The 25,634-nt window shown below is 59.6% G+C and carries 21 protein-coding genes and 1 pseudogene; 18 read left to right on the top strand and 4 right to left on the bottom strand.

From position 1 onward, the window contains the following. Window positions 1–12: 12 nt before the first annotated feature. From BMY54_RS10770 to BMY54_RS10830, 13 genes are all read left to right on the top strand, one after another. A complete protein-coding gene (locus BMY54_RS10770; protein ID WP_093431982.1) occupies window positions 13–747 on the top strand; it encodes a fimbrial biogenesis chaperone in 735 nt (244 codons plus the stop codon). Further along, complete coding sequence (locus BMY54_RS10775) at window positions 744–1,766, top strand: fimbrial protein (RefSeq protein WP_256573864.1); 1,023 nt, start codon at window positions 744–746, stop codon at window positions 1,764–1,766. The genes BMY54_RS10770 and BMY54_RS10775 overlap by 4 nt, the downstream gene beginning before the upstream one ends. Before the next feature lie 115 nt (window positions 1,767–1,881). Then, entirely contained in the window at window positions 1,882–3,069 is a 1,188-nt protein-coding gene (locus BMY54_RS10780) for an EAL domain-containing response regulator (RefSeq protein WP_093431988.1), read from the top strand. Window positions 3,070–3,219: 150 nt separating this feature from the next. Continuing rightward, window positions 3,220–3,846, top strand: coding sequence for a response regulator transcription factor (locus tag BMY54_RS10785; protein ID WP_093431991.1), 627 nt, complete (start codon window positions 3,220–3,222; stop codon window positions 3,844–3,846). Beyond that, window positions 3,847–7,482: a transporter substrate-binding domain-containing protein gene (locus tag BMY54_RS10790; RefSeq protein ID WP_256573866.1), complete on the top strand. Its 3,636-nt coding sequence runs from the start codon at window positions 3,847–3,849 to the stop codon at window positions 7,480–7,482. A 130-nt stretch (window positions 7,483–7,612) separates the two neighbouring features. Continuing rightward, window positions 7,613–8,026, top strand: a complete 414-nt coding sequence (locus BMY54_RS10795) for a DUF4398 domain-containing protein (RefSeq protein ID WP_225919925.1) — start codon at window positions 7,613–7,615, stop codon at window positions 8,024–8,026. Between the two features lie 10 nt (window positions 8,027–8,036). Next, a complete protein-coding gene (locus BMY54_RS10800; RefSeq protein ID WP_093431994.1) occupies window positions 8,037–8,810 on the top strand; it encodes an OmpA family protein in 774 nt (257 codons plus the stop codon). Between the two features lie 230 nt (window positions 8,811–9,040). Further along, a complete protein-coding gene (locus BMY54_RS10805) occupies window positions 9,041–11,179 on the top strand; it encodes an autotransporter outer membrane beta-barrel domain-containing protein (protein WP_093431997.1) in 2,139 nt (712 codons plus the stop codon). A 166-nt stretch (window positions 11,180–11,345) separates the two neighbouring features. After that, window positions 11,346–11,756, top strand: coding sequence for a hypothetical protein (locus BMY54_RS10810; RefSeq protein WP_093432000.1), 411 nt, complete (start codon window positions 11,346–11,348; stop codon window positions 11,754–11,756). A 73-nt stretch (window positions 11,757–11,829) separates the two neighbouring features. Next, window positions 11,830–13,038 (top strand): EAL domain-containing response regulator, encoded by a 1,209-nt coding sequence (locus BMY54_RS10815; protein ID WP_175559589.1) that lies wholly within the window; start codon window positions 11,830–11,832, stop codon window positions 13,036–13,038. A gap of 89 nt (window positions 13,039–13,127) precedes the next feature. Next, window positions 13,128–13,571, top strand: coding sequence for a chemotaxis protein CheY (locus BMY54_RS10820; RefSeq protein WP_093432006.1), 444 nt, complete (start codon window positions 13,128–13,130; stop codon window positions 13,569–13,571). Between the two features lie 135 nt (window positions 13,572–13,706). Beyond that, the gene (locus BMY54_RS10825; protein WP_093432009.1) at window positions 13,707–14,333 is read left to right on the top strand and encodes a response regulator transcription factor; all 627 of its coding nucleotides are present in this window, start codon (window positions 13,707–13,709) and stop codon (window positions 14,331–14,333) included. Between the two features lie 10 nt (window positions 14,334–14,343). After that, complete coding sequence (locus BMY54_RS10830) at window positions 14,344–17,574, top strand: transporter substrate-binding domain-containing protein (RefSeq protein WP_093432011.1); 3,231 nt, start codon at window positions 14,344–14,346, stop codon at window positions 17,572–17,574. 11 nt (window positions 17,575–17,585) lie between these two features. Here the strand turns inward: BMY54_RS10830 and dkgB are convergent, their stop codons facing one another. Both dkgB and BMY54_RS10840 read right to left on the bottom strand, forming a co-directional pair. Then, complete coding sequence (dkgB, locus tag BMY54_RS10835) at window positions 17,586–18,389, bottom strand: 2,5-didehydrogluconate reductase DkgB (RefSeq protein ID WP_093432014.1); 804 nt, start codon at window positions 18,387–18,389, stop codon at window positions 17,586–17,588. A 228-nt stretch (window positions 18,390–18,617) separates the two neighbouring features. Beyond that, window positions 18,618–19,522 (bottom strand): annotated as a pseudogene (locus BMY54_RS10840) (LysR substrate-binding domain-containing protein). 105 nt (window positions 19,523–19,627) lie between these two features. Between BMY54_RS10840 and BMY54_RS10845 the strand changes: the two are divergent. The 3 genes from BMY54_RS10845 to BMY54_RS10855 all read left to right on the top strand — a co-directional run bounded on the left by BMY54_RS10845 (window position 19,628) and on the right by BMY54_RS10855 (window position 22,872). Further along, window positions 19,628–20,494 (top strand): pirin family protein, encoded by an 867-nt coding sequence (locus BMY54_RS10845; RefSeq protein WP_093432017.1) that lies wholly within the window; start codon window positions 19,628–19,630, stop codon window positions 20,492–20,494. Window positions 20,495–20,580: 86 nt separating this feature from the next. Continuing rightward, window positions 20,581–21,207, top strand: a complete 627-nt coding sequence (gene ycaC / locus BMY54_RS10850; RefSeq protein WP_093432020.1) for an isochorismate family cysteine hydrolase YcaC — start codon at window positions 20,581–20,583, stop codon at window positions 21,205–21,207. Between the two features lie 222 nt (window positions 21,208–21,429). Continuing rightward, entirely contained in the window at window positions 21,430–22,872 is a 1,443-nt protein-coding gene (locus tag BMY54_RS10855; protein ID WP_093432023.1) for a mechanosensitive ion channel family protein, read from the top strand. A 4-nt stretch (window positions 22,873–22,876) separates the two neighbouring features. Here the strand turns inward: BMY54_RS10855 and BMY54_RS10860 are convergent, their stop codons facing one another. Next, on the bottom strand, window positions 22,877–23,452 hold the full coding sequence (locus tag BMY54_RS10860) for a GNAT family N-acetyltransferase (RefSeq protein WP_093432026.1): 576 nt from the start codon (window positions 23,450–23,452) through the stop codon (window positions 22,877–22,879). Window positions 23,453–23,581: 129 nt separating this feature from the next. Between BMY54_RS10860 and xth the strand changes: the two genes are divergently transcribed. Together xth and BMY54_RS10870 are read left to right on the top strand one after the other, a co-directional pair. After that, on the top strand, window positions 23,582–24,376 hold the full coding sequence (gene xth / locus BMY54_RS10865) for an exodeoxyribonuclease III (RefSeq protein WP_093432029.1): 795 nt from the start codon (window positions 23,582–23,584) through the stop codon (window positions 24,374–24,376). A 101-nt stretch (window positions 24,377–24,477) separates the two neighbouring features. Next, window positions 24,478–25,311, top strand: a complete 834-nt coding sequence (locus tag BMY54_RS10870) for an arylamine N-acetyltransferase family protein (RefSeq protein ID WP_093432032.1) — start codon at window positions 24,478–24,480, stop codon at window positions 25,309–25,311. Here BMY54_RS10870 and BMY54_RS10875 read toward each other — a convergent pair. Next, on the bottom strand, window positions 25,308–25,634 hold the full coding sequence (locus BMY54_RS10875) for a BrnA antitoxin family protein (protein WP_093432035.1): 327 nt from the start codon (window positions 25,632–25,634) through the stop codon (window positions 25,308–25,310). The two genes, BMY54_RS10870 and BMY54_RS10875, sit on opposite strands and share 4 nt — an antisense overlap.

The following is a 25,634-nucleotide window of genomic DNA, read 5'->3' on the forward strand; positions in this document are numbered from 1 at the left end:
CCCGGAGTCATCATGTCTCGTTTTGCCTTGTTTACTGCTCACCGTCTGTTTCTGGCCGCGGGCCTTGCTCTGCCGCTGTTGGCCAGCGCCGCTGTGGTGCCGGATCGCACCCGGCTGGTGTTCGAGGAAAGTGCACCATCGGTCAGCGTCACAGTCAGCAACAAAAACCCGCAACTGCCATTTATTGTGCAGTCGTGGATCGAAAACGAGAGTGGCCAGAAAGTCACCTCACCGTTCATGGTCCTGCCACCGCTGCAGCGCATCGAGCCGAACGAAAGCAGTGTGCTGCGTATCGTGAAATTGCCCGAACTGGCCCTGCCGGCGGACCGCGAGTCGGTGTTCTATTTGAACATTCGCGAGATTCCGCCGAAGAGCCAGGCCGTCAACTCGATGCAGATCGCCTTGCAGTCGAAGATCAAATTGTTCTATCGCCCGGCAGCGGTGAAGCGTGAGCGTGGCGAAGACCTCGCGCTGGGCCTGAACCTGAAAATCGACCCGGCAGCGAAACAGCTGATTGTCGATAACCCGACACCGTTTCACATCACTGTGGTCGGGCTGCTGGCCGGCCCGGAAAAAACCAGAATGCCGATCGATACGGTGATGATCGCGCCACGCGGCAATGCGCGGTTTGCCCTGAGCAACACCGCGTTCAGCACCTTGCGGGTGTCGAACATGAATGACTTCGGTGGCCAGTCCGACACGCTGTTCAACTGCGTGGCGAACGTCTGCAAAGGCGTGAGACCGTGAGCCTGTTCTCTACGCTGACCCGGCTGGCCGCGGCCGCAGTGCTGCTGGGCGCGTCGCAGTTGGCTTCGGCGATGGTCTGCAAGTCGCTGGACGGCGGCAGCTACCTGAGCGAATACATTGGCCCGGTGTCGGTGCCGGACACCGTGCCGGACGGCACGATCATCTGGCGCTCGAAAACCCATGTGGTGCCGGCCGACTGCTGGAAACTCTTCGATCTGCACTTCAGGGAAGACGATCCGATCTACTTCTATGGCAACCCGGCAGGACTCAATGCCACCCCGTGGGGCATCGAATTCGGTCTGGTGTATCGCGGCGTGACAGCCTGGGACGGCGACTGGAGTTCCAACCCGACCCAGGGCGTGAACAGCGGATTCGTATCCCGTGGTTGCCCGGACGCGACCAGCGGCGCTGACATGCTCGCGTGTTCACGGGTGACGCCCAGCATTGCGTTTCAGGTGGTGATCCGCAAACGCGGATTGTTGCCCTTGCAGCGTCCCTCGCAAGACACCTACGACGTGTTCCAGTTCGACGGTCTCTATGGCTTGAATGGCGGGCCGAGCAACCCGGCGGGCAACTTCCGCTTTCAACTCTCCGGGTTGCAGAACATTGTCGGCACCGCGTGCACGGTCGATGTCACGGTGACGCCGGAGCCGGGCATTGTCGACTTTGGCGTGATTCAGAAAACCACCACTGGGTTCTCGCCGCCCAATCCGACCCGGCCCTTCAGCCTCGCGCTGGAAAAGAAGTGCAGCAGTGCGATCAACATCGGTGCGACGTTTGTCACCGCCAACCAGCAGGGGCTTTACAACATTCTGCCGACGGCGGGCAGCCAGTTCGGCATTCAGGTGCGCGATGCCCACAACAATCTGGTGCAGATCAACGAGCCTTTCCCTCTGGCGAATTTTCCGGCGGACGTCAGCCATATCGATGTGCCGTTCAGCGCGTCGGTGGTGTCGCTGGGCGATCCCGAAGTCGGACCGTTCGAAGCGATCATGGTTGTGCAGATCGTTTACTACTGATGACGCCTTAGCCTCTGGGAAATTTCCTACATTGACGCAGGATAAGTCCTGCGTTCAACCCTGCTGGCGCAGGCCACTATCCGGTCTCCCGGGTCAATTGAGTGATTAAAGGAAGATGACCTCCCCACGTATTCTGGTGCTGGAAAATCATGAGTTTGCCCGCAACGTGCTGGTCAGGATGTTGCAACGCCTGAGCGTGCGTGACGTGTTGCAAGCACCGGATGCCGAGCAGGCCATGGTGCAGATGCACCTGCAGGGCGGGGTCGATATCGTGATCTGCGACCTCACTGACCGGGGCCTCGATTGCCTGGAATTCCTCCGTGTTGCCAGCCACAGCGGTATGGTGCGCGCGGTGTTGCTGTGCAGTGAACTCCCCCCAGAGCTGGCGCGCACCTTGGGGCAAATGGCCTCGCTGGGCGGTCTGCAATTGCTCGGAGTGCTGAGTCGGCCGGTGCAGCTGCGTGCCTTGAACCGCCTGCTGTATCGCTATAAACACGGGCGGATCCCGCCGGTGCTGGCGCCACCGAGCAAAGAGTTGCCCCACGAAGATGAAGTGCGCCGCGGGCTGGCGCTGGGTGAGTTTCGGGCGTGGTTTCAGCCGCAGTTTCAATTACACAGCGGTGCGGTGATCGGCGTGGAAGCGCTGGTGCGTTGGCAGCATCCTGCGCGCGGGACGCTGTTGCCTTGCGACTTTCTCTCCGCCGTGCTGGCGTATGACTTGACCGACCAGATGTTCAAACAGTTGCTCGAGCAGGGCCTGAACCTGCTGGGCATTTTGCGTCATCGTGGTGTGGCCTTGCAGTTGGCGTTCAATCTGCATGCCTCGCAACTGACCCATAGTGCTCTGGTGGAACACATCAAACGGGCGCTGGAGCGGCACGGGTTCAACGGATCGGTTCTGATGCTCGAACTGGCGGAGAACGGTTTGCTCGATTGCCCGCCCGGCACGCAGGAGAACTTGTTGCGTTTGCGCCTGCTGGGCTGCGGATTAGCGGTCGACGACTTCGGTGTCGGGTTTTCCTCGTTGAAGCTGATGTGCCAGTTGCCGTTCACCCAGATAAAACTCGATGGCCGTTTTGTCCAGCACCTCGACCGTCAACGCAACCGGGCGATGGTCGCCAGTACGAGGGTGCTGGCTCGTTCGTTAGGAATGGATCTGGTGATCGAAGGCATCAGCAGCCCAAAGGTGCTTGAGCATGTGCGCGAGCTGGAGTGCGAAATGGGTCAGGGTTATTACCTGGCCCGTCCCATGAACGGACATGACTTGTTGCAATGGCTGGAGAAGCCAGAGGGCGAGCGCTGATCGTTGTGCGGTGCTGTGCGGTGTTTTCCAAGAATTTTCCTACAATTCTGTGGTGCTCGTGTATGTTCTGCACGTGGAGCATCTGGACTGCTGTCCCATTGTTATTTGTGGCGTTGCCAAGTAGTTGATCAACGTCTTACAGGGGTTTTTATGTTGAAAGCGATCATCGTGGACGATCACCCGTTCATTCGCTCTGCGGTCAAGATGCTGTTGAAACAGGAACATTTCGAAGTCGTCGCGGAAGCGGACAATGGCGCCGATGCTGTGCAGCTGGCCCGCGAACATACCCCCGACCTGATCATTCTGGACATCGCCATGCCCAAGCTCGACGGCCTGGAGGTGATCTCGCGTATCCGCGCGCTGAACCTGTCTTGCAAGGTCCTCGTGCTGACGTCGCAGTCGGCACAGTTCTATTCCATGCGCTGCATGAAGGCTGGCGCAGCCGGATACATGTCGAAAACCAACGACCTCGACGAGTTGGTCAAAGCCATCAAGGTGGTGATGGACGGCTATACCTTCTTCCCCAATCTGGCCAGCAGCTCGGTGCGCCGCAGCGATGCGCAGGCCACCGATCTGGAATTGATTCAGAGTCTGTCTGATCGCGAGTTGACGATCCTGCAGCAACTGGCCAAGGGTTTGAGCAACAAGGAAATCGGCGAAGCCATGCTGTTGAGCAACAAAACCGTCAGCACCTACAAGACGCGGCTGATTGAGAAACTCAACGTCAAGTCGGTGGTGTACCTCGCCGATTTTGCCAAGCGTAACAACCTGCTCTAGATGATTATTTTCGTCAGAAATTGCCTGGCCGGTCTGGCACTGTTCGGCTCAATGTCGTTGCTGCAGGCCATGGCCGCGACGCAGCCCGATACATTGCAATTGCTCGGTCGCTCGGATGTCGACGAGTATGCCGTGCCACTCGATGAGCCGGACTGGAGCTGGTTGCGCCGCAAGGGGCGTCTGTTGCTCGGCGACAGCAGCCCTGATTACGCGCCTTTTGCGATCACCGGCAACGGCAATGATTACGAAGGTCTGACGGCCGATTACGCACAACTGATCGAACAATTGCTGCACGTCACGGTCGAGGTCCGGCGCTACGCCTCGCGTGGCGATCTGCTGACGGCGCTGAAGCACGGCCAGATCGATATGATCGGCACCGCCAACGGTTTTGAGGCGGCGGACCCCGAACTGGCAATCTCTTCGCCTTACGCTGACGATAACCCGACCCTGGTGACGCGCATCGATGAGAGTCACAACCTGCCGGAAGACCTGGCGGGCAAACGAGTGGCGATGCTCTATCACTACCTGCCACCGGAAACGGTCAAGGCGTTTTACCCAAAAGCCGACGTGCAACTGTATCCCTCGACACTGACGGCGATCGGTGCCGTGGCGTTCGGTCAGGCTGACGTCTATCTGGGCGACCTGCTCAGCTCTAATTACCTGGTCAAGAAGAACTACCTCAACAACGTTCAGCTCAGCGATTTTTCGCGTATGGAAACCCAGCCCTTCAGTTTTGCCGTGACCCGGGACAACACTCGGTTGTTGCACATTCTCGATGCGGCGTTGAAGGTCATTCCTGCGGAAGAGCGTATGAGCATCCGGCGCCGCTGGAGTGTCGGCGGGGTGGCCATTCCCGGCCAGCATCGACTGCATTTCAGCGTGAACGAACAGCGTTGGCTGGATCACCATCCGCGTATCAAAGTCGCGATCAACGAAAACTTTCTGCCGTTGACCTTTGTCGATGAAGCCGGAAAGTTTCGCGGCATCAGTGCTGATGTGCTGGCCAAGATCAGCCTGCGCACGGGCCTGCAATTCGATATACAGCGTGTTGAGTCGGTGGGCGACCTGATCGGTGAGGTGACCAGCGGCAAGGCCGACATGCTGGCGGCGTTCACGCCGAGCACCGAGCGCGAAGGTCAATTGCGCTTTACCCGGCCGTACCTGATCAACCCGTTCGTGCTGGTCACTCGCCGTGGCGGCGAACCGATGACGCTGGATCAGATGGCCGGCAAGCGCTTGGCGCTGATCAGCGGCAACATTCTGCGCGAGTACCTCATCGAGCAATTCCCCAAGGTGCAACTGGTGACGGCAGGCAACGCCGCCGAGGCCATGGAGATGGTCGCGTTGGGCAAGGCCGACGGCGCGATCAATTCGCTGGTCAGCGCGCGCTATTTGATCTCGCGCCAGTACCGCGACACATTGCAGGTCACCAGCACGGTCGGCACCCAACCTGCACGCATCGCACTGGCCACCAGTCGCGGTGCGCTGGAGCTGTACTCGATTCTCGACAAGGCCCTGTTGAGCATCAGCCCGGAGGAAATGGATGAGCTGACCAACCGCTGGCGCAGCGAAGTGGTGGTGAATGACAGTTATTGGCTGCGCAATCGCGGCATGATCATCCAGGGCTTCGTGATCGCCGGCGTGTTGCTGTTGGTGGCGCTGGGCTGGATCGCCTATTTGCGTCTGTTGATGCGCAAGCGCCGTCAGGCGGAAATCGCGCTGAACGATCAGATGGAGTTCATGCGCGTGCTGATCGACGGCACGCCGCATCCGATCTACGTGCGCGATCGCGAAGGTCGCCTGGTGATCTGCAACAGCGGTTATCTGCATGTGTTTGGTACCGAGCGCGAAGCGGTCATCGGCAAGTTGGTCACGGACGGCGTGCTCAGCGATATGCAGCAGGCACAGACGTTTCAGGATGATTATCTACGGGTGATGGAGGACGGCTTGCCGAGCATCCAGGACCGTAGCCTGAATCTGGCGGACGGCCGCGCGCTGACCATCTACCACTGGATGCTGCCGTATCGTGGCAGCGACGGTGCCGTCAACGGCATGATCGCTGGCTGGATCGATGTCAGCGAGCGTCAGCATCTGTTGCAGGAACTGCAAATCGCCAAAGATGTTGCCGATGACGCCAACCGCGCCAAAACCACGTTCCTGGCAACCATGAGCCATGAAATTCGGACGCCGATGAACGCCATCATTGGCATGCTCGAACTGGCGCTGAAAAAGGCCGATCAAGGTGTACTGGATCGCTTTGCCGTTGAAGTGGCCTCGGGCGCAGCGCGGGGCTTGCTGGACCTGATTGGCGACATTCTCGATATTGCACGGATCGAGTCCGGGCGCCTGTCGCTGGCGCCGGAGCGCGCCAATCTGCGTGAACTGATTGAATCGGTTGCGCGCATTTTTGAAGGCCTGGCGCGCCAGAAACAGTTGCGTCTGCAACTGGACCTGGATGCCCTGAGCAACGTCGACGTGTTGATCGATCCGCTGCGTTTCAAGCAAGTGTTGTCGAACCTGTTGAGCAATGCGATCAAGTTCACCGATGTGGGCAAGGTGGTATTGAGCGTGCAGGTCGAGACCGGCAGTGATGACCGACTGCGCCTTTGCTTGCGCGTGACCGACAGTGGGCGCGGCATCTCGCTTGTGGATCAGGCGCAATTGTTCACGCCGTTTTCCCAGGCTGCCAACCATGGTCAGGCGGCCCAGGGCGGCTCCGGGCTGGGGCTGATGATCAGTCGCACCTTGTGCGAAATGATGGGCGGCAGCCTCGCGCTGACCAGCGAATTGGGGCAGGGCACGCAGATCGAGGTGCGGTTGAATCTACCGACACTCGATCCTCTGAACGCCGCGCCGGTCGAGGAAAACGTGGCACTGCAGGCCAGTCACTGTCTGAATATTCTGGTGATTGACGATTACCCGGCCAACCGTCTGCTGCTGTCGCAGCAGTTGAGTTATCTGGGCCACCGGGTGACGGATGCCGAGGACGGCGCCCATGGTCTGCGTGCCTGGCGCAATCAGACGTTCGACGTGGTCATCACCGACTGCAACATGCCGATCATGAATGGTTACGAACTGGCCCGGGCGATCCGCGATGAAGAGGCGACGCGAGGATTGGCGCGCAGCCTGGTGTTGGGGTTTACCGCCAATGCGCTGGCCGAGGAGAAGGATCGTTGCGCCGAGGCCGGCATGGACGATTGCCTGTTCAAACCGATCAGCCTCAGGGATCTGAATCTGCGTCTGGCCGCAGTCGTTCCACGACCTCGTTCACCGACTGAAGACGAGCCCGGCGATGTCGGCACCGGTGACATTGATCTGGGCAGCCTCGAACAATTGACCCGTGGCGACCGCGCGTCGATCAACAGTCTGTTGAGCGATCTGGCCACGAGCAATGCGCAGGACATGGCCAAACTGATGCGCCTGTTTACCCAGCACGACATGCCCGGGCTCGCCAATCTGGCCCACCGGGTCAAGGGCGGCGCACGCATTATCAAGGCGCACTCACTGATCCAGGCTTGTGAAGCGCTGGAGGTTGCCAGCGAAGGTCTCGACACGCAGGTTCTGACCGAAGCGGTGGATGCCTTGCAGCAATCAATGGAACGTTTGGCGGAGCAACTGGACGAGCGCCTGGCGTAACAAACTATTTCCAGTTTCCCTGTGTTTCTTGCGAATTTTCCTACATTCGTCACTGGCTCTCTGTCGCTAACGTGCGGTGGTCTCGGCATACAGCCGAGCTCACTTCACTGGTTAACATTTGGAGCTGTTGATGACCCTTCCACGTATGTCTTCCCGTGCACGATTGGCCGTCTGTGGACTGGCCGTTGCTGCGGCGTTGAGTGCCTGCGCCAGCGCGCCGCTGCCAGAGCAACAGATCAGCTTGTCCAAGGACGCGGTCAACCGTGCGGTGTCGGCCGAAGCAACCCAATACGCACCTTTGGAAATGAAGGCAGCGCAAGACAAGATGTTCCAGATGGAACGCGCCCTCGGTGAGAAAAACTACCCGCAAGCCAAGTTGTTGGCCGAACAGATCGAAGCCGATGCCAACCTCGCCGAACGTAAATCGCGCGCTGTGAAATGGCAGAAACAACTGGCTGACGCGCGCAATGGCATTCAGGTGCTCAAGCAGGAAATGCTGCAAGACCCGGTCACCGGTTTCAATCCGCCAGCCAGCGCTCAATAAGGACTTGTTCATGTCGAATTTCAAACTGTTGCCCATCGCTTCGCTGATCGCTCTGACACTGGCCGGTTGCGCCACGCCGCCTGAAAACCCGCAACTGCTGCAAGCCCGCGAACAGTTCGCGGCGCTGCAAAACAAGCCGGAAGCCAACACCCTCGCAGCCATTGAAACCAAGTCTGCCTTTACGGCGTTGAACGCGGCCGACCAGGCGTCGCAGAAGGACCACCAGGCACCGCAAGTCGATCAATTGGCCTATCTGGCCAGCCAGAAAATCGCCCTGGCCGAGCAGACCATTGCCGGCCGCCAGGCCGAGGCGGGTCTGAAGAAAATCGACGCCGAGCGTACCCAGGTGCAACTCGACGTGCGCACTCAGCAGCTCAAGGCGCTGCAAGCGATGAAAGCGCAGAAAACCCAGCGCGGGGAAGTCGTGACCTTCGGCGATGTGCTGTTCGACACCGGCAAGGCCGATCTCAAGTACGGCAGCCAGCGCAACTTCGAACAACTGGCGCAGTATCTGGCGGCCAACCCTGAACGCAAGGTGCGCATCGAAGGGTTTACCGACGATGTCGGCGGTGACGATTTCAATCAGCGTCTGTCGGAGCGGCGCGCAGACGCCGTGGCTTTCGCGCTCAAGCAAATGGGCATAGGCGCTGATCGGCTGATCACCAAAGGCTACGGCAAGCAATTTCCGATTGCCGATAACGGCAATGCCCGCTCCCGTCAGCTCAACCGTCGGGTGGAGGTCATCATCTCTTACGGTTCAAGCGTGGTCGGTGCACGCGGCTGATGAGCGATCAAGCGAGCCTGCAACGGGCTCGCTTTCTTCCATCTGAGCATGGGTCAAGACCGATCAATGCTCTTGGGAAATTTCCTACAAAGACAAGGAAAAATCCTACTCAGAAAGTCCCTTCGATTCTCTAAATTGCCGGTTCCCCGAGTGCGAACCGGTTCCCTCAAAGGTTCTGACTCAACTCGATTTACGCCGTTGCCCAAGAAGGCGCACGTGAGGTTCTGTTGATGAAAACCCGTTTCCCGTTGTTCCAGCGCAACCCAGTCGCCGTGGCCGTCGCCATTGCGTTTTTGCTGCCACTGCACGCCAGTGCCTATACCTCTTCAGTCAATGGCGGGGCAGTGATTTATGACGAAAGCGTTACCATCGGCGGGCAATCGATCGGAACCAACGGCACGGCCCATCGCACCACGGTCAGCGCTAGTGGGACGCAGAGCGTATTTCAGAACGGTGTGACCTACGACACCGTAGTAGACGGTGCGACACAAAACGTTCTCAGTGGCGTCAGCCATGGCACGGTGGTCAATAACGGCGGCTCACAGATGGTGGGCACCAGCGGTATTGCCAATGACACCGTGCTCAATGCCAGTCAGCAGACCGTCACGCGATCCACGGCCAACCGCACGCTGATCAATGCGGGCAGCGTACAGACGCTGGATATCATGGCGATTGCCAACGATAGCCAGGTCGGTGCTGGCGGTACGCAAAACCTGATCAACATGGCGGTGGCTAACGGCAGCGTGATTAACGCAGGCGGTGAGCAAACCCTGCGCCGTGGCTTGGTCGGCGGGGCGGTGGCCAATGACACGCGCGTGCAGGGTGGTACCCAAAGCGTGTACGCCACTGGCACGGCCAATAACAGTACGGTCAGCAACGGTGGTCAGGTCAATCTCTACACGGGTGCCCAAGCCAATGGCCTTGTGGCAGACGCCGGTGGCACGGTGAATGTCATGGAGAACGGCGTGAACACGGTGGACTCGCTGACCCTCAATGGCGGGCGTCTGGCATTCGCGCCGGGCAGCGACGGCACGTTCAAGACGCTAACGGTCAATGCTCTTGCCGGTAGCGGCAGCATTTTGATGAATACCGATATCGCCAATCAGCGTGATGATTTGCTGATCGTGCAAGGCGCCGGCATGGCCAGTGGTGATCACACGCTGATCGTCGGCGATAGCGGTCATGAACCGACGACCTCCGATGGCCGCTTGCTGTTGGTCGATACGAACGGCGGCAGCGCGAAATTCGCCCTGTATGGCGGCCACGTCGATGCGGGTGCATTCCGTTATACCTTGCGCCAACAGGGTGATGACTGGGTACTGGCGAGCGGGGGAGCGATTCCGGTTGATCCGGTAACGCCGGTGGATCCAGTGACGCCAGTTGATCCGGTCAATCCCGTGGATCCGGTGGGCCCTGTGACGCCACCGCCGCGCCCGATCGACCCGGCGCCGGAAGACCTGTCCAAAGGGGCCAACGCCGCCATTGCCGCACACACCGCCGGCGCCAGCCTGTGGAACGCGCAGATGAACGCTCTGGTCAAGCGCCTCGGCGAGTTGCGCATGGGCGAGGATGACGGGGGGCTCTGGACCCGCGCCATCGGCAAGCGTTTCGATGTCAGCGAGCATTCCAGCCGCGCCTACTCCCAGGACGTCAGCGGTCTGGAAATCGGTGCCGACAAGGCTTTCGCAGTGGACAGCGGCAAGATTTATGTCGGTGGCATGGTCGGTACTGCGCGTTCCGATCTGGATTTCGGTGAAGGGGCGTCGGGCGATATCGACAGCCGCATGTTCGGCATTTACGCCACCTACCTCAATGACAATGGCGTCTACGTTGACAGCGTCTTGAAGTACAGCCGTTTCGATACGGACATCAAAACGCCGAACAATCTGGGGCAAGCGGTAAAAGGTTCCTACAGCACTAATGGTGTCGGTGCTGATATCGAGGTTGGCAAGCGCATCAATCTGAAGGATGGCTGGTTCGTCGAGCCGCAACTGGAAATCACTGCGACCCGCACCCAAGGGGCCAGTTACACCGCCAGCAACGGCCTGCGCGTCAAGTCCGATGATCTGGATTCACTGCAAAGCCGTGTCGGTTCGCTGTTCGGTCGCAGCCTGGAGCTGAGCAATGGCATGAAGGCCCAACCGTATGTCAAAGCGTCGTACATCACCGAGCATGCCGGCAGCAGCAAGGTCAGCGTCAATGGCAACAAACTCGATGCCGAGCTGCCGGGCAACCGCGTCGAACTCGGCTTCGGCGGCGTATTGCAGGTCAGTGAAAAAAGCAAGATCTCGCTGGATGCCGAGTACGCCAAGGGCAATGGCATCGAACAGCCATTCGGAGTGAGCCTGGGGTATCGCTACCTTTGGTGAGGCGGTTGCCACGTCGGATCCTTCCGACGTGGCGTTGTTCTTCAAAGGGCGTCGGAGATTTCTTGGTATTTTTTCAGACTCGTCCTACATGCTTTGACGACTGTTTTGCCTAGTGTGTCGCCTCTTACGCCGCGAGCGGCGACCTTTTCTACCTCTGTCGAAACCAATGTCCTACAAAAGCTGGCGAATTCTGATTGCCGACGAGGAGCCTGCGTTGCACGCCCGAATCGGCAAGACCTTTAAAGAACTGGGCTGTCGCGAACTGACGCGGGTGCACTCGTTTCGTGAGTTGTTGGGCGTGACCCATTACTCCAGCGAGCCCTTCCAGCACTTTGACCTGATGATCATCAACGCGGGGTTGATCGCCGCCACTGGCGTGGATTGGGTGCGGTTCTTTGCAAGCAATGCACAGATTCGCCACGGCGTGATTCATGACACTGTTCGCGGCCAGCCGCAGGCTCAGACGATTTATGCCAACCACCGACGACAGTTGATGCTGATCCGTACCCCGGACCGGCAAACCCTTGGCCCTTTGCTGGAGCACCTCGATGTTCAGGAACAATCCCACAACCGTTGAGACCTCTGCTGGCGAGTCGAATACGCCATTGGCCACGACACACCATGCTCCCGGCATCGACGACTCAATTGCCGTGCCTGCTCTGCCGCTGCGTGTGTTGGTGTTGGAAGACCATGCGTTCCAGCGCTCGGTGGCGGTCAACATGCTGCGTACGCTGGGTTGTCGCGAAATCTTCGAGGCCAGTGACGGAGCTCAGGCGCTGGCGCTCTTGCAGGAAGTCGGTACGGTCGATGTCGCCCTGTGCGATTTGCAGATGGAGGGGATGGACGGGCTGGAGTTTCTGCAGCGGGTGGGGGCCTCGGGGCAGGTCAAGTCGGTGATCATCAGTAGTTCGCTGTCGGCAGACCTGCGTCGTGCGGTGCATCAGATGGTGGCGTTGCTTGGCCTGGAACTGCTTGGCGATGTAGGCAAGCCTTTGCATGTGCAAGTGCTGGCGAATCTGCTGAGCAAATCCCTCGACAGGCCTGCTCTGGCGCAACCCACGGCCGCTGCCGTGACGCTGGCCAGTGAGACATCGGTTCGTCAGGCGTTGGCGCAGCAGCAATTGCAGGCCTGGTATCAGCCCAAATTCAACCTGCAGACCGGTGAGGTCTGTGGTGTAGAGGTGCTATGCCGCTGGCTCCATCCAACCCACGGCATCCTTTCGCCCGCTTTGTTCATGCCTGTGCTGGAGCGTTGCGGATTACTCGACGAGCTATTGTTTGCGCAGATCGATCAGGCGCTGGGTGTGCAACGAAGTGCCCGTGCGCAGGGAGTTTTCCTGAATGTTGCGTTCAATCTGCACGCTGTGCAGTTGGCCAATGCGCAGCTCACGACCACGTTGAAAAACCTTCTGGCGCACCACGGTGCTTGCGGTGCAGGCCTGACTTTCGAACTGACCGAAAGCGGTCTGCTAGAAGCGCCGGCCACCAGCCTGGAAAGCCTCGTCCGCCTGCGAATGATGGGCTGTCGTCTATCGATCGATGACTTCGGCGCCGGCTTCTCATCTTTGCAGCGCTTGTGTCAGTTGCCGTTCAACGAGATCAAGCTCGACGCCGAATTCATCCGCAATCTTGAGCACGAACCGCGATGCCGGGCGGCGATCAGCAGCACGCTGGCGTTGGGAGAAACCCTCGGTATGAGCGTGGTGATCGAAGGAATCGAGACCGATGCACAGCGTCGTGAACTGTTGGCATTGGGGTGTTCCCAAGGGCAGGGCTACTGGTATGCGCGGCCGATGTCGGGGGCTGATTTGTTGCTTTGGTTGCAGCAGCACGGTGATCGGCGTGACTCGGATGAGTGAACCTTCTTTTAGGAAAAGTCCTACAGAACCTGTCGTGTGGCTTGCGTAGTCTTGCCGCACCCAGAAACCGTGACACCGGGAGATTGAACATGATCAATAAAGCCCTGCGCATCCTGATTGCAGACTCGCAGCATTTCCACCGGATGAAAATCGAGCGTCTGTTCAACAGCCTCGATTACTACCGCGTGGCCCCGGTGCAAAGCCTCACTGAACTGTTGACGCTGGTGGACTACGGTTGTGAGCCGTTCGATGTGGTGGTCATCAACGCCGAGCTGGCTGCGCGTTCGCTGGATCTGCTGGGGTTTTTCCTTGATAACCCGCAGATTCGTCAGGCGTTGATCTACAACGAAGGCACGGCGCCGTTGCAACAGACCTCGGGGTTCGCTCAGGAGAATGTGCAGATCAGTCATTTGATGTTGCCTTCAAAGCAGTCGATCAGTCAGTTGATGGCGCTGGTCGATGTGCCCGCAAAGCCAGGTAAACCGGTCGCTCACAAGCCACACCCGCTGATGCAGTACGTTGCGCATGCATAAAAAGTCCCCGGCCGCAACTGTCAGACCTGACAGGTGCTTTGCTCCCCGTTCCATGCAACAGTCCCTGTGCAGCCACTGAGTCTGGATCAGCCCCCATCGGTGGCCTGCCCGTCAGCCTTTGCACCGGGAGTGGCCATGAAGTTAGCGCTGATCGTCGACGATCATCCGGTGGTGCGTGCCGCCATCCGGATCGTGTTGCAAGCCGAAGGATTCAAGCAGATATACGAGGCGTCCGAAGGCAACGAGGTGATCTCGCTTATTCGTGAACACAAGCCTCAATTGGTGATCCTCGACCTGAATTTGCCAGTGCTCGGCGGGCTGGAGGTGCTGGCCCGGATCAAGGCCAATGATCTTCATTGCCGAGTGCTGGTGTTCAGTACACACGAGCCGATGTTCTATCAGGAACGCTGTGTGCGCGCTGGGGCCATGGCCTACGTGACCAAAACCAATCAGCTGGAGCAGTTGCGCAATGCCATCCGGGCGGTGGTGTCGGGGCATACCTTTTTCTCTGCGCTCCCGGACCCTTTCAGTACGCTGAATGCCGTACAGATCACGGAAAAACAGATGATCGAGCAGCTCTCCGACCGTGAGTTGAGCATTTTCGCGCAACTGGGGCGGGGCAAGTCCAACAAAGCGATTGCTGAGGACATGCACCTGAGTCACAAAACCGTCAGCACCTATAAGACCCGTCTGATGAAAAAGCTCGGGGTGAACTCAGCGGTACACTTGCGCGATTTCGCCAAGCGCAATCATGTGATCTGAGCGGACAGACATGAGGCAGGGGCGCCGGATTGTCTGGCTGTGGCTGTGGCTGTGGCTGACGCTGATGACCACTTGTTGGGCAAGCGATACGCCGCAGGTGCTGCAAGTGCTGACCCGTACCGGACTGGAAAATGTCCAGCTGCGCCTGGATGAACAGGACCGGCAATGGCTGCGTCAGCACCCGGTGTTGCGCATGGGCATTTCCGGGCCGGATTACCCGCCGTTCGAGATCACCCGTAATCAACAGGAACTCGAAGGGCTGACCGCCGATTACGCCGACCTGCTGGGGCAGTTGCTCGGCGTGCGCATCGAAGTCCGCCGTTTCGCCAACCGCGATGCCGTGATGGCGGCACTCAAACGCGGCGATCTCGATCTGCTGGGAACCTCCAACAGTTTTGAAGCCGCCGACCCGGCCTTCATCCTGTCCCGTGCCTACGCCGAAGATCAGCCGATGCTGGTGACTCGACTCGATGAACAATTGCCCACCGATCTGGCCGGCAAGCGCCTGGCCATGGTCGAGGACTATCTGGCTCTGGCCAGCGTGCAGGCGTTTTATCCCCGGGCAAGTGTGCAGCGTTACCCGTCGGCGATGGATGCGCTCGGTGCGGTGGCCTTCGGAGCGGACGATGTTTATCTGGGCGACTTCATCAGTGCCAACTACCTGATCAACACCAATTATCGTAATGACCTGCAATTGGCCGGTCCGGCCGGGCTGGACGCCAATTCGTTCGGCTTCGCGCTGTTGCGCAGCGATGGGCGCCTCAAACGCATCGTCGACAAGGCATTGACGGCCATCCCCATGGAGCGGCGCCAGCGCATCGAGCTACGCTGGAGCGTCGGCCTCGCCGATATGGCTGAACAGTCGCGGGTGCAGCTCAGTGCCAATGAGCAGGAATGGCTGGACCAGCATCCAGTTGTCCGGGTCGGAGCCATCGAAGATTTCGCGCCGCTGACATTTTTTGATGCCGATGGCCGTTTCAGCGGACTGTCGGCGCAACTGCTGAGTCTGATCAGCCAGCGCAGCGGGTTGAACTTCGAGATCGTGCGCGGGGCGTCGCTGGATCGGCAGATCGAACAGCTCAAGGCCGGTGAACTGGATGTATTGCCGGTGGTGACACCGAGCAGCGAGCGCGAAGCCGAACTGCAATTTACCCGCGCCTACCTGAATAATCCGTTTGTGCTGGTCAGCGCAATCACCGCGCAGGGACCGCTCAACCTCGATGATCTGGCCGATAAACGGCTGGCGATTTATCGCGGCCATCCGTTACGTGCTTACCTGTTGAGCCGCGTGCCGCGCATCCGTCTGGTCGAAGTCAAAAGCCCCGCTGAAGGCATGGCGTTGATTGCCAAGGGTCAGGTCGATGCCACGGTGAGTTCATTGCTGGTCGCGCGCTTTCTGATCGCACGTCACTACCGTGAGCGTCTGCGCATTACCGGCACCATCGGCGATCAACCGGCGCGCATTGCGTTGGCGACGGCACCGCAGATGCCGGCATTGCATTCGATCCTGAACAAGGCGCTGTTGAGCATCGCCCCGCCACAGATGGACGAACTGGTGGAGCGCTGGAGCCACGATGTGGTGGTGGAAGACAGTTATTGGTTACGCCATCGTCGCGAGATTCTCCTCGGTTTTGCCGGTGCGGCGGTGTTGCTGGCGCTTGCGCTGGCCTGGATCGTTTTTCAGCGCCAACAGATTCGCCGGCGCCAGCAATGGCTGCAGCAATTGCAGGAAGCCAAGGACGCGGCAGACGATGCCAATCGCGCCAAGACCACGTTTCTGGCGTCCATGAGCCATGAAATCCGCACGCCAATGAACGCCTTGATCGGCATGCTCGAACTGGCCTTGAAGCGCGCCGAGGAAGGCGTGACCGATCGCTTGGCGATTCAGGTGGCATCCAACGCCGGGCAACAGTTGCTGGCGTTGATCGGCGACATCCTCGACATCGCGCGGATCGAGACCGGGCATTTGTCCCTCGTGCCTGAGCGTGCCAACCTGCGTGAGCAGGTGGTGTCGGTGTGTCGGGTGTTTGAAGGGCTCGCGCGGCAGAAGCGTTTGTTGTGGCACATCGAACTTGATGCCCGCAGCAACATTGACGTACTGATTGATCCGACGCGCTTCAAACAAGTGCTGTCGAACCTGTTGAGCAACGCGATCAAGTTCACCGAGGAGGGCGAGGTCAGTCTACGGCTGACGGTGACCACCGTGACGGCGGAACGCCTGACCGTGAAAGTGCTTATTGAAGACAGCGGGGTGGGGATCAACGCCGACGACCGACGACGGCTGTTCAACCCTTTCGTGCAGGCGAGCCATGACTCGCAATCAGCCCGCAGTGGTTCCGGGCTGGGGTTGGTCATCAGTCGCAACCTCTGTGAAATGATGGGCGGTACGCTGCGGCTTGACAGTGCACCGGGTGAAGGCACACGCGTCGAAGTCAGTCTTGAACTGCCGTTGTTGGCTGCTCTGGCTCGCTCGCCAAGTGCTCCGCAAGCAGCGCTTGCGGTAACGTCGTCACTGAGTGTTCTGGTGGTGGACGATCATCCGGTGAACCGATTGCTGTTGTGCTGGCAGTTGAGTGAACTCGGCCATCGCACCGTCGACACCGAGAACGGTGATGAAGGCCTGAAGCAGTGGCGGGCGCAGGCGTTCGATGTGGTGATCACCGATTGCAACATGCCGCGGCGCAACGGTTACCAACTGGCGCGGGCCATCCGCGATGCCGAGTCGGATGCCGGCCGCAAGCCTTGTCTGATCCTAGGCTTTACCGCCAATGCGCAAGCCGAGGAAAGGACGCGCTGCCTGAATGCCGGCATGGACGAATGCCTGTTCAAACCGATCCGCTTGCACGACCTGGCGCAGGCGTTGACGGCTGCCAGTCATTGCGAGAAGACGGTGGACCCCGGCGAGGTGCCCGCGCTGACGGAAATCGACCTGAGCACGCTGGAGCAAATGGCCGGGGATGATCGTGCCTTGATCGAACAGTTGCGCAAGGAAGTGTTGAACAGCGTGCGCCTCGATCTGCAACGTCTGGAGATTTTGCAGCAGGAGCAGGATCGCGCAGGGCTGCGCGAGCTGGCGCATCACATCAAGGGTGGGGCGCAGATGGTCGGCGCGGCGCGGGTGGTGGCGGCATGTGTAGCGCTCGAGCAGGCGTGTCGCGAGACGCACGCGGCGCCGCTGGACGTGGCGAGCGAGACGTTACGCGAGGCCATGGCCGGACTCGCGCAACGCTTGCAAATCTGACGGGCGCCGGCTCAGTCCCAGTGCGGCGCGATGCCTTTCGGGCTGGTCAGGCGATGGCCGCGATCAAGCGTGGCAATCAGCGCCATATCGGCGTCGCTCAGTGTCAGCGCCGTAGCGGCAAGGTTGCTTTGCAGGTTGGCGCGTTTGGTCGACGACGGAATCACCGCGTAGCCAGACTGCATGGCCCAGGCCAGGGTGACTTGCGCCGGGGTGGCTTGCAGGCGCTGGGCGATCTGCCGGATCAGCGGATCTTGCAGCACTTCGCCGTAGGCGAGGGTCATGTACGAAGTGATGTGGATGCCTTGGCTCTGGGCGAACTCGACCACTTTGCGGTTTTGCAGGTACGGGTGCAGTTCAATCTGATTAGTAGCGATGTTGTCGGCACCGACCGCCGCGATCGCCTGTTGCATCAGCTCGATGGTGAAGTTGGAAACACCGATCTGTCGGGTCAGGCCCAGACGCTTGGCTTCGAGCAGGGCGCCCATGAACTCTTCGACCGGTACCTGGTTTTCCGGCGACGGCCAGTGAATCAGCGTCAGGTCGAGGTAGTCGGTCTGCAGTTTTTGCAGGCTTTCCTTGAGGCTGTCGATCAAGCGATCCTGGGCGAAGTTGGCGACCCAGATCTTGCTGGTAATGAACAGCTCTTCGCGGGGGACACTGCTGGCCGCAATGGCATGGCCGACGTCGGCTTCGTTTTCGTAGATTTGCGCGGTGTCGATGGCCCGGTAGCCGAGTTCGAGAGCGGTGCTCACCGAATCAATGACGACCTGGCCTTGCAGGCGAAATGTACCCAGACCGAAAGCGGGAACAGACATGAAAAACTCCAGGGTTGCAGTGGGAATGGTCAGGAGTATCCGCATCCGGATGGTTGAGAAAAACCGTTGGTGGGACAAAGCACTGTTGACCGGAAGTCATGAATCATTTTCAGGATTTGTGTTGTCCGGGCTGTCCTCTTCGCGAGCAGGCTCGCTCCCACAGGAGATCTGTGGTGTTCACAAAATCCTTGTGGGAGCGAGCCTGCTCGCGAAGGGCGCACCACCGATTCAGGCAATGTCACTGTGGGCAAATTCCTCGCCGAGAAAATCAATCAACGTGCGCACCGACGGCAATAACCCGCGCCGCGAAGGAAAAATCGCATGCACCAACCCGCACTTCGGTGCCCAACCGGGAATCAACTCCACCACACGACCGGCCGCAATGTCCTCACGCACCACCACACTCGGCAAATGCGCCACGCCGACGCCGGCAATCACCGCCTGACGCAAGGCAATCAAATCATCAGTGACCATGCGTGGCGTATGGCGAATCAGTGCCGTGTTGTCATTCGGCCCGAGCAGCTCCCATTGATATTCGCGCTGCGCCGCGCCCCAGTGCAGGCTCGGCAAGCCATTGAGGTCGGCAGGTGAGGGCGGTGAGACAGGCGTTCGACAAACTGCGGGCTGCCGACCACTGACTGCGTGCTGTTGCCCAGCACCTTCATGACCATGTCGGTGTTCTCCAATGGCGGAAAACGCACGCGCAGGGCGATGTCGAAGCCTTCGTGCAGCAGATCGACGCGGCGATTGGTGCTCTCGATGAACAACTCCACCAGCGGGTATTTGAGCATGTAACGGGTGAGCATCGGCCCGACCCACGAGTTGAGCAGCGCTGTCGGGCAACTCAGGCGCACCAGCCCCTGCGGTTCGGAGCGGTTGCGTTCGATCAGCTCGGCCGCGCTTTCCGCCTCAACCCGCATGGCCAGGCAGCGCTGGTAGTACGCCTGACCGATTTCGGTCAACTAGCAGTGGCGGCTGGTGCGATGCAGCAGGCGCACGCCAAGGCGTTCTTCCAGTTCGGAAATCCGTCGGCTGAGCTTCGATTTGGACATGTCCAGTGCGCGCCCGGCGGCGAAACCATGATGTTCGACCACTTGGGTGAAGTAGTAGAGGGTGTTGAGGTCTTCCACCATCGTTCTCCATATAGAACGCTAAGGCTGATTTTTGCAGTCTAGTGCATTAATGGCTACGGATTTAAGCTTGATCCATCGCGTCACTCACCCAAATTGGAGACAACCATGAAAAACATCATCGGTATCTACACCAGCCCGCGCGGCCATTGGGTCGGCGATGGCTTCCCGGTTCGCACGCTGTTTTCCTACGACAACCTGGGCAAACACATCAGCCCGTTCCTGCTGCTCGATCACGCCGGCCCGGCCGATTTCACCCCGACCACCGAGCGCCGTGGCGTTGGTCAGCATCCGCACCGTGGTTTCGAAACCGTGACTATCGTTTATGAAGGCGAAGTGCAGCACCGCGACTCGACCGGTAGTGGCGGCGTGATCGGCCCGGGCGATGTGCAATGGATGACCGCCGCTTCCGGGATCCTCCACGAGGAATTCCATTCGAAAAACTTCGCCAAAACCGGCGGCAAACTGGAAATGGTCCAGTTGTGGGTCAACCTGCCGGCCAAGGACAAAATGGCCGCGCCGGGCTACCAGACCATTCTCGACAGCGACATCCCGAGCATTGCGCTCAAGGACAACGCCGGTCGCCTGCGCCTGATCGCCGGCGAATTCGATGGCCACACCGGCCCGTCGCGGACTTTCACACCGATTGATGTGTGGGATCTGCGCCTGAACGCCGGCAAGTTGCTGACGCTGGATTCGCACGAAGGCCGCAACACCGCGCTGGTGGTGCTGAAAGGTTCGGTGCAGGTCAACGGTGTGGAATCGGTGCGTGAAGGGCAGTTGGCGCTGTTCGAACGTGATGGCCATCAGCTGACACTCGAAGCCAGCCAGGACGCGGTGGTGTTGCTGCTCAGCGGTGAGCCGATCGACGAACCGATCATCGGCCACGGCCCGTTCGTGATGAACACCGAGCAGGAAATCCACCAGGCCTTCGCCGACTTCCAGTCCGGCCGCTTCGGCCAGATGCACGCTTAACGCACAACCACTGCGCTCTACACAGGACGCGTAGGCCGGTTCGCAGGCCAGGGATGGCTGTTGCCTATAGAAAAGAGGAAACGCACATGAACACTCAATACAAACGTCTGGACAAGAACAACGCTGCGGTGCTGCTGGTTGACCATCAGGCCGGGTTGCTGTCGCTGGTGCGCGACATTGAACCGGACAAATTCAAGAATAACGTGCTGGCGCTGGCCGATCTGGCCAAGTACTTCAAGTTGCCGACGATCCTCACCACCAGTTTTGAAACCGGCCCCAACGGCCCGCTGGTGCCGGAGCTGAAAGCACTGTTCCCGGACGCGCCGTATATCGCCCGTCCGGGCCAGATCAACGCCTGGGACAACGAAGATTTCGTCAAGGCGATCAAGGCCACTGGCAAGAAGCAATTGATCATTGCCGGTGTGGTGACTGAGGTTTGCGTGGCGTTCCCGGCGCTGTCGGCGCTGGAAGAGGGCTTCGATGTGTTCGTGGTGACGGACGCCTCCGGCACGTTCAACGAACTGACCCGTGAATCGGCGTGGAACCGCATGTCCAGTGCTGGCGCGCAATTGATGACCTGGTTCGGGCTGGCCTGCGAACTGCACCGCGACTGGCGCAACGATATTGAAGGGCTGGGCACGCTGTTCTCCAACCACATCCCGGACTACCGAAACCTGATGACCAGCTACAGCACCCTGACTAACGGTAAATAACCCAGGCCACACGCAGTCCCCTCCGTGGGAGCGAGCCTGCTCGCGAAGGCGTCATGTCAGTCGATGCACCTTTGACTGATCGACCGCATTCGCGAGCAGGCTCGTTCCCACATTTGGTTTTGTGGTGTTTTTGCGGGCGTGTTCATCCTCTGAAATCAATTGCTCCTACACTTGCTCAATCTGTGCGATCTTCTCGCGATTGGCCCCTGTCGGAGTTGTTTGATGCTGTCTCTGCTCACCGAACATCCGTTGTTCTGCGCGTTGATCCTGATCCTCCTCGATCTGGGTTTATGGCGTCTGATCAGTTCCCATGGCAGCGAGTGGAAACTGCTGGTGCGGGTGCTGATTTTCAGCCTGTTCAGCGTGCTGCTGTTCAACGAAGGCCTCAATCCGATGGAGCCGGCGCCGTGGGCCGACAACGTGCCGCTGCACCTGGCGGCGACTGGCCTGCAGATTGGCTGGTGGCTGTTCGGTGCGCGCACCCTGACGGTGTTGATCGGCGCGGTGATGATGCAGCGGGTCGGCCACACCGGGCGGTTGTTGCAGGACTTGCTCGGCGCGGTGATTTTCCTCATCGCGATTATCGCGGCGCTGGCCTATGTGCTGGATCTGCCGGTCAAAGGCGTGTTGGCGACCTCCGGGGCGTTGGCGATCATTGTCGGTCTGGCCTTGCAGAGCACGCTCAGCGATGTGTTTTCCGGGATCGTCCTCAACACCACCAAGCCTTATCAACTCGATGACTGGATTTCCATCGACGGCACCGAAGGCCGGGTCACCGATATCGACTGGCGCGCCACGCGCTTGCAAACCAGTCAGGGCAGCATGGCGGTGATCCCCAACTCGCTGGCGGCCAAGGCCAAGATCATCAACTTCAGTCGGCCGAGCAATATGTTCGGCGTCGCGGTCAGCGTGCAAGTCAGCCCGCATGCGCGGCCCAGTTCGGTGATCGATGCGCTGGAGCGGGCGATGCAGGGCTGTCGCCAGTTGCTCGACACACCTGCGCCGAGCGTCGCACTGAAAAGCTCCGGCAGCAGTGGCGCGGAATACGAGATCAGCGGTTTCGTCGCCTCGATGGGCGAGAAGCGCGTGGTGCGCAATCAGTTGTTCGATCTGGCCTATCGGCACTTGCAGGCCTCCGGGGTCAATCTGCTGTCGAGCGATGAAAGTGCTGCGCCGACCAACCTGTCGCGGCCCCGGGCGTTGCTCGACAGCTCGCCGATTTTCTCCACCCTGCGCCAGGAAGAGAAGGACACCTTCAGCCAGAACATGAGCCTGCAAACCTTCCGTGCCGGCGAAGTCATTCTGGCGGGTGGGGAGGTCAGCGATCATTTGTTCATTATCGAGTCCGGTGTGGTGTCGGTGACGTTGAAGCGCCACGGCACACCGTTCGAGTCCGGGCGCATGGGACCGGGCGAGGTGATTGGCGAGGCAGGGATCTTGTCCGATTCCGCATTGCCGGCGGACTTTTCGGCGAAGACCTTCTGCGCGTTGTATCGCATCGAGAAGTCCTACCTCAAGCCGTGCCTCGATGCGCGTCATGACATCCACGACGCGATGCAGACGCTGCTCGATTTCCGCCTGCACAAGGCGCAATCCCTGACCGAGGAAGCGCCGGCGGTTGTACCCAAAAGAGGCTTTTTGCAGTGGCTGCGTAATCGCGCCTGAAGGGTCAAATAGCGAGTTTCTGCTCCAGATGCAAGCGCACCTGCGGCCACTCGTCGTCGATGATGCTGAAGCGCACCGAGTTGCGCTTGCGCCCGTCCGGCATGATCCGCTCATGCCGGACGATGCCTTCTTGCTGCGCGCCAAGGCGCAAGATCGCATTACGTGATTTCTGGTTGTTCTCGTCGGTGGTGAACTGCACGCGCACGCAGTTGAGCGCTTCGAAGGCGTGTCGCAGCATCAGGTATTTGGCTTCGGTGTTGACGAAGGATTTCTGCCAGCTCGCGGCGATCCAGCTGCTGCCGATTTCCAGCTTGCGATTGAGCGGGTCGATCTTCCAGAAACGCGTTGAGCCGAGCACTTCGCCAGTGTCTTTGAGCACAATGACAAACGGCATTACCGTGCCGGCATCACGGCCATCGAGGGCTTTTTTCAGATAACTGTCGACAGTGCTGGGCGAAGGCACCACGGTGACGGTGAGGTTCCACAATTCGCCGTCAGCGGCAGCGTGGAGCAGGGCGTCGGCATCTGAATACTGAAGCGGGCGCAAGAGAATGCGCTGACCTTGCAGCGTGGTTTGCATGGGATTCCGGTCTCGGCAGTGCGGGCGAATGGCGAGCGCCCATTACGCCGCACGAGACTGATCCGATGCAACCGGCACGACGATCACGGGGTCACAATTTTTACAGCCCTTGGGCAGGAGCCTCAGCCGATGAAAAACCTGCGAATCGCCACTTACAACGTCAACGGCTTACGCGCGCGTTTGCCGAACCTGCTGGACTGGCTCAAGCGCGAGCAGCCGGATATCGCCTGCCTGCAAGAACTCAAATCCGTCGACACTGCATTCCCCGTCGCTGAACTGGAAGCCGCCGGTTACGGCGCGATCTGGCAGGGCCAGGCCTCCTGGAACGGTGTAGCAATTCTCGCCCGCGATGCGCAGCCGCTGGAGAGCCGACGCGGTCTGCCGGGTGATCCCGATGACAAGCACAGTCGTTATCTGGAAGCGGCGGTGCACGGCGTGCTGGTCGGCTGCCTGTACCTGCCCAACGGCAACCCGCAACCGGGGCCGAAATTTGACTACAAACTGGCCTGGTTCGAACGGCTGATCAGCTATGCAAAAGACCTGCAAAGCAGCGATCACCCGGTGGTGCTGGCCGGCGACTACAACGTCGTGCCCACCGACATGGACATCTACAACACCCGCTCGTGGCTCAAGGATGCGCTGCTGCAACCCGAGAGCCGCGAGTGTTATCAGCGCTTGCTCGATCAGGGCTGGACCGATTCGCTGCGGCATCTGTATCCCGAGGATCGGCTCTATACGTTTTGGGATTACTTTCGGCAGCATTGGCAAACCAACTCTGGTCTGCGCATCGATCATCTATTGCTCAACCCGGCGCTGAGTCCGTATCTACATGAGGCCGGGGTCGACGCCTGGGTGCGCAACGAACCGCACGCCAGTGACCATGCGCCGACATGGATTCGCATCGGTTCCCGCAAGAAACGCTAGCGGGCGATTGGCGAAATCAATTGTCGAAAGCAGTGCCTGATCCCGTATACATGGCGACCATCAACGCAGTGACCTGCGGCCCCATGCATAAGGATCGAGCAATGAGTGAGCCACGCCTGACGAATCTGAAGCTGTACCTGCAACGTCTGGGTTTTGAAACGCCACCGGAACCGACAGTGGCGACCCTGCGCCTGCTGCAACTGCGCCATACCGGCGTGTTCCCTTTCGAGAATCTGGCGACGATTACCGGCGCGGCGGTATTGATCGATCTGCCATCCATTGAAGAGAAAGTCCTGCTCGGTGGACGCGGTGGTTACTGCTACGAGCTCAATAACCTGTTCTTTGCCCTGTTGCTGGAACTGGGCTTCGACGCTCGGGCCATCAGCGGGCGCGTGGTAATGAATCAGCCCGAAGGCAGCTGGACAGCGCGCACACACCGTTTGAGTCTGGTGACCATCGACGACGTGCGCTACATCACAGATGTCGGCTTCGGCGGCATGGTGCCGACCGCGCCGCTGCTGCTCGATACCGAGACCGAGCAAGCGACCCCTCACGAACCTTATCGCATTGAAAAACAGGCCGACGGCTACATGCTACGTGCCAATGTGGCGGGTGAATGGCGGCCGATGTACCTGTTCGATCTGCAACGCCAGGAAGACATCGATTACACCATTGGCAACTGGTATGTCTCGACTCACCCTGAGTCACCGTTTACCCAGCGTCTGATGGTCGCGCGCACGGGTAATGGCTGGCGCAAGACGCTGAACAACGGCAGTTTCGCTGTTCATCGCATGGGCGCCAGCAGTGAGCGACGCGAGGTTACTCGGGTCGATGAGCTGATTGAATTGCTGGCGCGCGAGTTTGCTCTGCACCTGCCGGATCTGCCCCACATACGGCAGGCTCTGGCGCGGATGATCGTACCGGTTTCCGTTTAGGGCTTGGCGTCGGGCTCGAGCACTCGGCGAATTTCTCCGACCGCTGCCGACAGTTTTTTCTCGAGACTCTTGAGGTCTGCAGCGGTGATGCCTTTCTTGAATTGCCCGCTCGATTCGGCTTGTTCCGGTTTGGCAACGGCATCGAGCAGGGCATGACGCAGGGTGTTATTGATCACCGTCTGATAACCGAACCCTTCGTTTTCCGCGACCGTTCGCGCCGCTTCGATGACGGCGTCATCCAGCATGATGGTGATGCGGGTTTTGCCCTTGTTTGAAGCCAACGCACCGCGTTTGCCCTGAGAAAAGTCATATTCGTCTTGCAT

It is taken from the genome of Pseudomonas sp. ok266, from assembly GCF_900110195.1.
Taxonomy (GTDB): domain Bacteria; phylum Pseudomonadota; class Gammaproteobacteria; order Pseudomonadales; family Pseudomonadaceae; genus Aquipseudomonas; species Aquipseudomonas neuropathica.

Bases quoted from the DNA above. Each gene is read 5' to 3' on its own strand.
- BMY54_RS10875 (WP_093432035.1), bottom strand. From the start codon at position 25,634: ATGCAAGACGAATATGACTTTTCTCAGGGCAAACGCGGTGCGTTGGCT.
- BMY54_RS10820 (WP_093432006.1), top strand. From the start codon at position 13,128: ATGATCAATAAAGCCCTGCGCATCCTGATTGCAGACTCGCAGCATTTC.
- BMY54_RS10785 (WP_093431991.1), top strand. From the start codon at position 3,220: ATGTTGAAAGCGATCATCGTGGACGATCACCCGTTCATTCGCTCTGCG.
- BMY54_RS10830 (WP_093432011.1), top strand. From the start codon at position 14,344: ATGAGGCAGGGGCGCCGGATTGTCTGGCTGTGGCTGTGGCTGTGGCTG.
- BMY54_RS10860 (WP_093432026.1), bottom strand. From the start codon at position 23,452: ATGCAAACCACGCTGCAAGGTCAGCGCATTCTCTTGCGCCCGCTTCAG.
- BMY54_RS10800 (WP_093431994.1), top strand. From the start codon at position 8,037: ATGTCGAATTTCAAACTGTTGCCCATCGCTTCGCTGATCGCTCTGACA.
- BMY54_RS10790 (WP_256573866.1), top strand. From the start codon at position 3,847: ATGATTATTTTCGTCAGAAATTGCCTGGCCGGTCTGGCACTGTTCGGC.
- BMY54_RS10825 (WP_093432009.1), top strand. From the start codon at position 13,707: ATGAAGTTAGCGCTGATCGTCGACGATCATCCGGTGGTGCGTGCCGCC.
- dkgB (WP_093432014.1), bottom strand. From the start codon at position 18,389: ATGTCTGTTCCCGCTTTCGGTCTGGGTACATTTCGCCTGCAAGGCCAG.
- BMY54_RS10810 (WP_093432000.1), top strand. From the start codon at position 11,346: ATGTCCTACAAAAGCTGGCGAATTCTGATTGCCGACGAGGAGCCTGCG.
- BMY54_RS10780 (WP_093431988.1), top strand. From the start codon at position 1,882: ATGACCTCCCCACGTATTCTGGTGCTGGAAAATCATGAGTTTGCCCGC.
- BMY54_RS10870 (WP_093432032.1), top strand. From the start codon at position 24,478: ATGAGTGAGCCACGCCTGACGAATCTGAAGCTGTACCTGCAACGTCTG.
- BMY54_RS10795 (WP_225919925.1), top strand. From the start codon at position 7,613: ATGACCCTTCCACGTATGTCTTCCCGTGCACGATTGGCCGTCTGTGGA.
- BMY54_RS10770 (WP_093431982.1), top strand. From the start codon at position 13: ATGTCTCGTTTTGCCTTGTTTACTGCTCACCGTCTGTTTCTGGCCGCG.
- BMY54_RS10805 (WP_093431997.1), top strand. From the start codon at position 9,041: ATGAAAACCCGTTTCCCGTTGTTCCAGCGCAACCCAGTCGCCGTGGCC.
- BMY54_RS10855 (WP_093432023.1), top strand. From the start codon at position 21,430: ATGCTGTCTCTGCTCACCGAACATCCGTTGTTCTGCGCGTTGATCCTG.
- ycaC (WP_093432020.1), top strand. From the start codon at position 20,581: ATGAACACTCAATACAAACGTCTGGACAAGAACAACGCTGCGGTGCTG.
- xth (WP_093432029.1), top strand. From the start codon at position 23,582: ATGAAAAACCTGCGAATCGCCACTTACAACGTCAACGGCTTACGCGCG.
- BMY54_RS10845 (WP_093432017.1), top strand. From the start codon at position 19,628: ATGAAAAACATCATCGGTATCTACACCAGCCCGCGCGGCCATTGGGTC.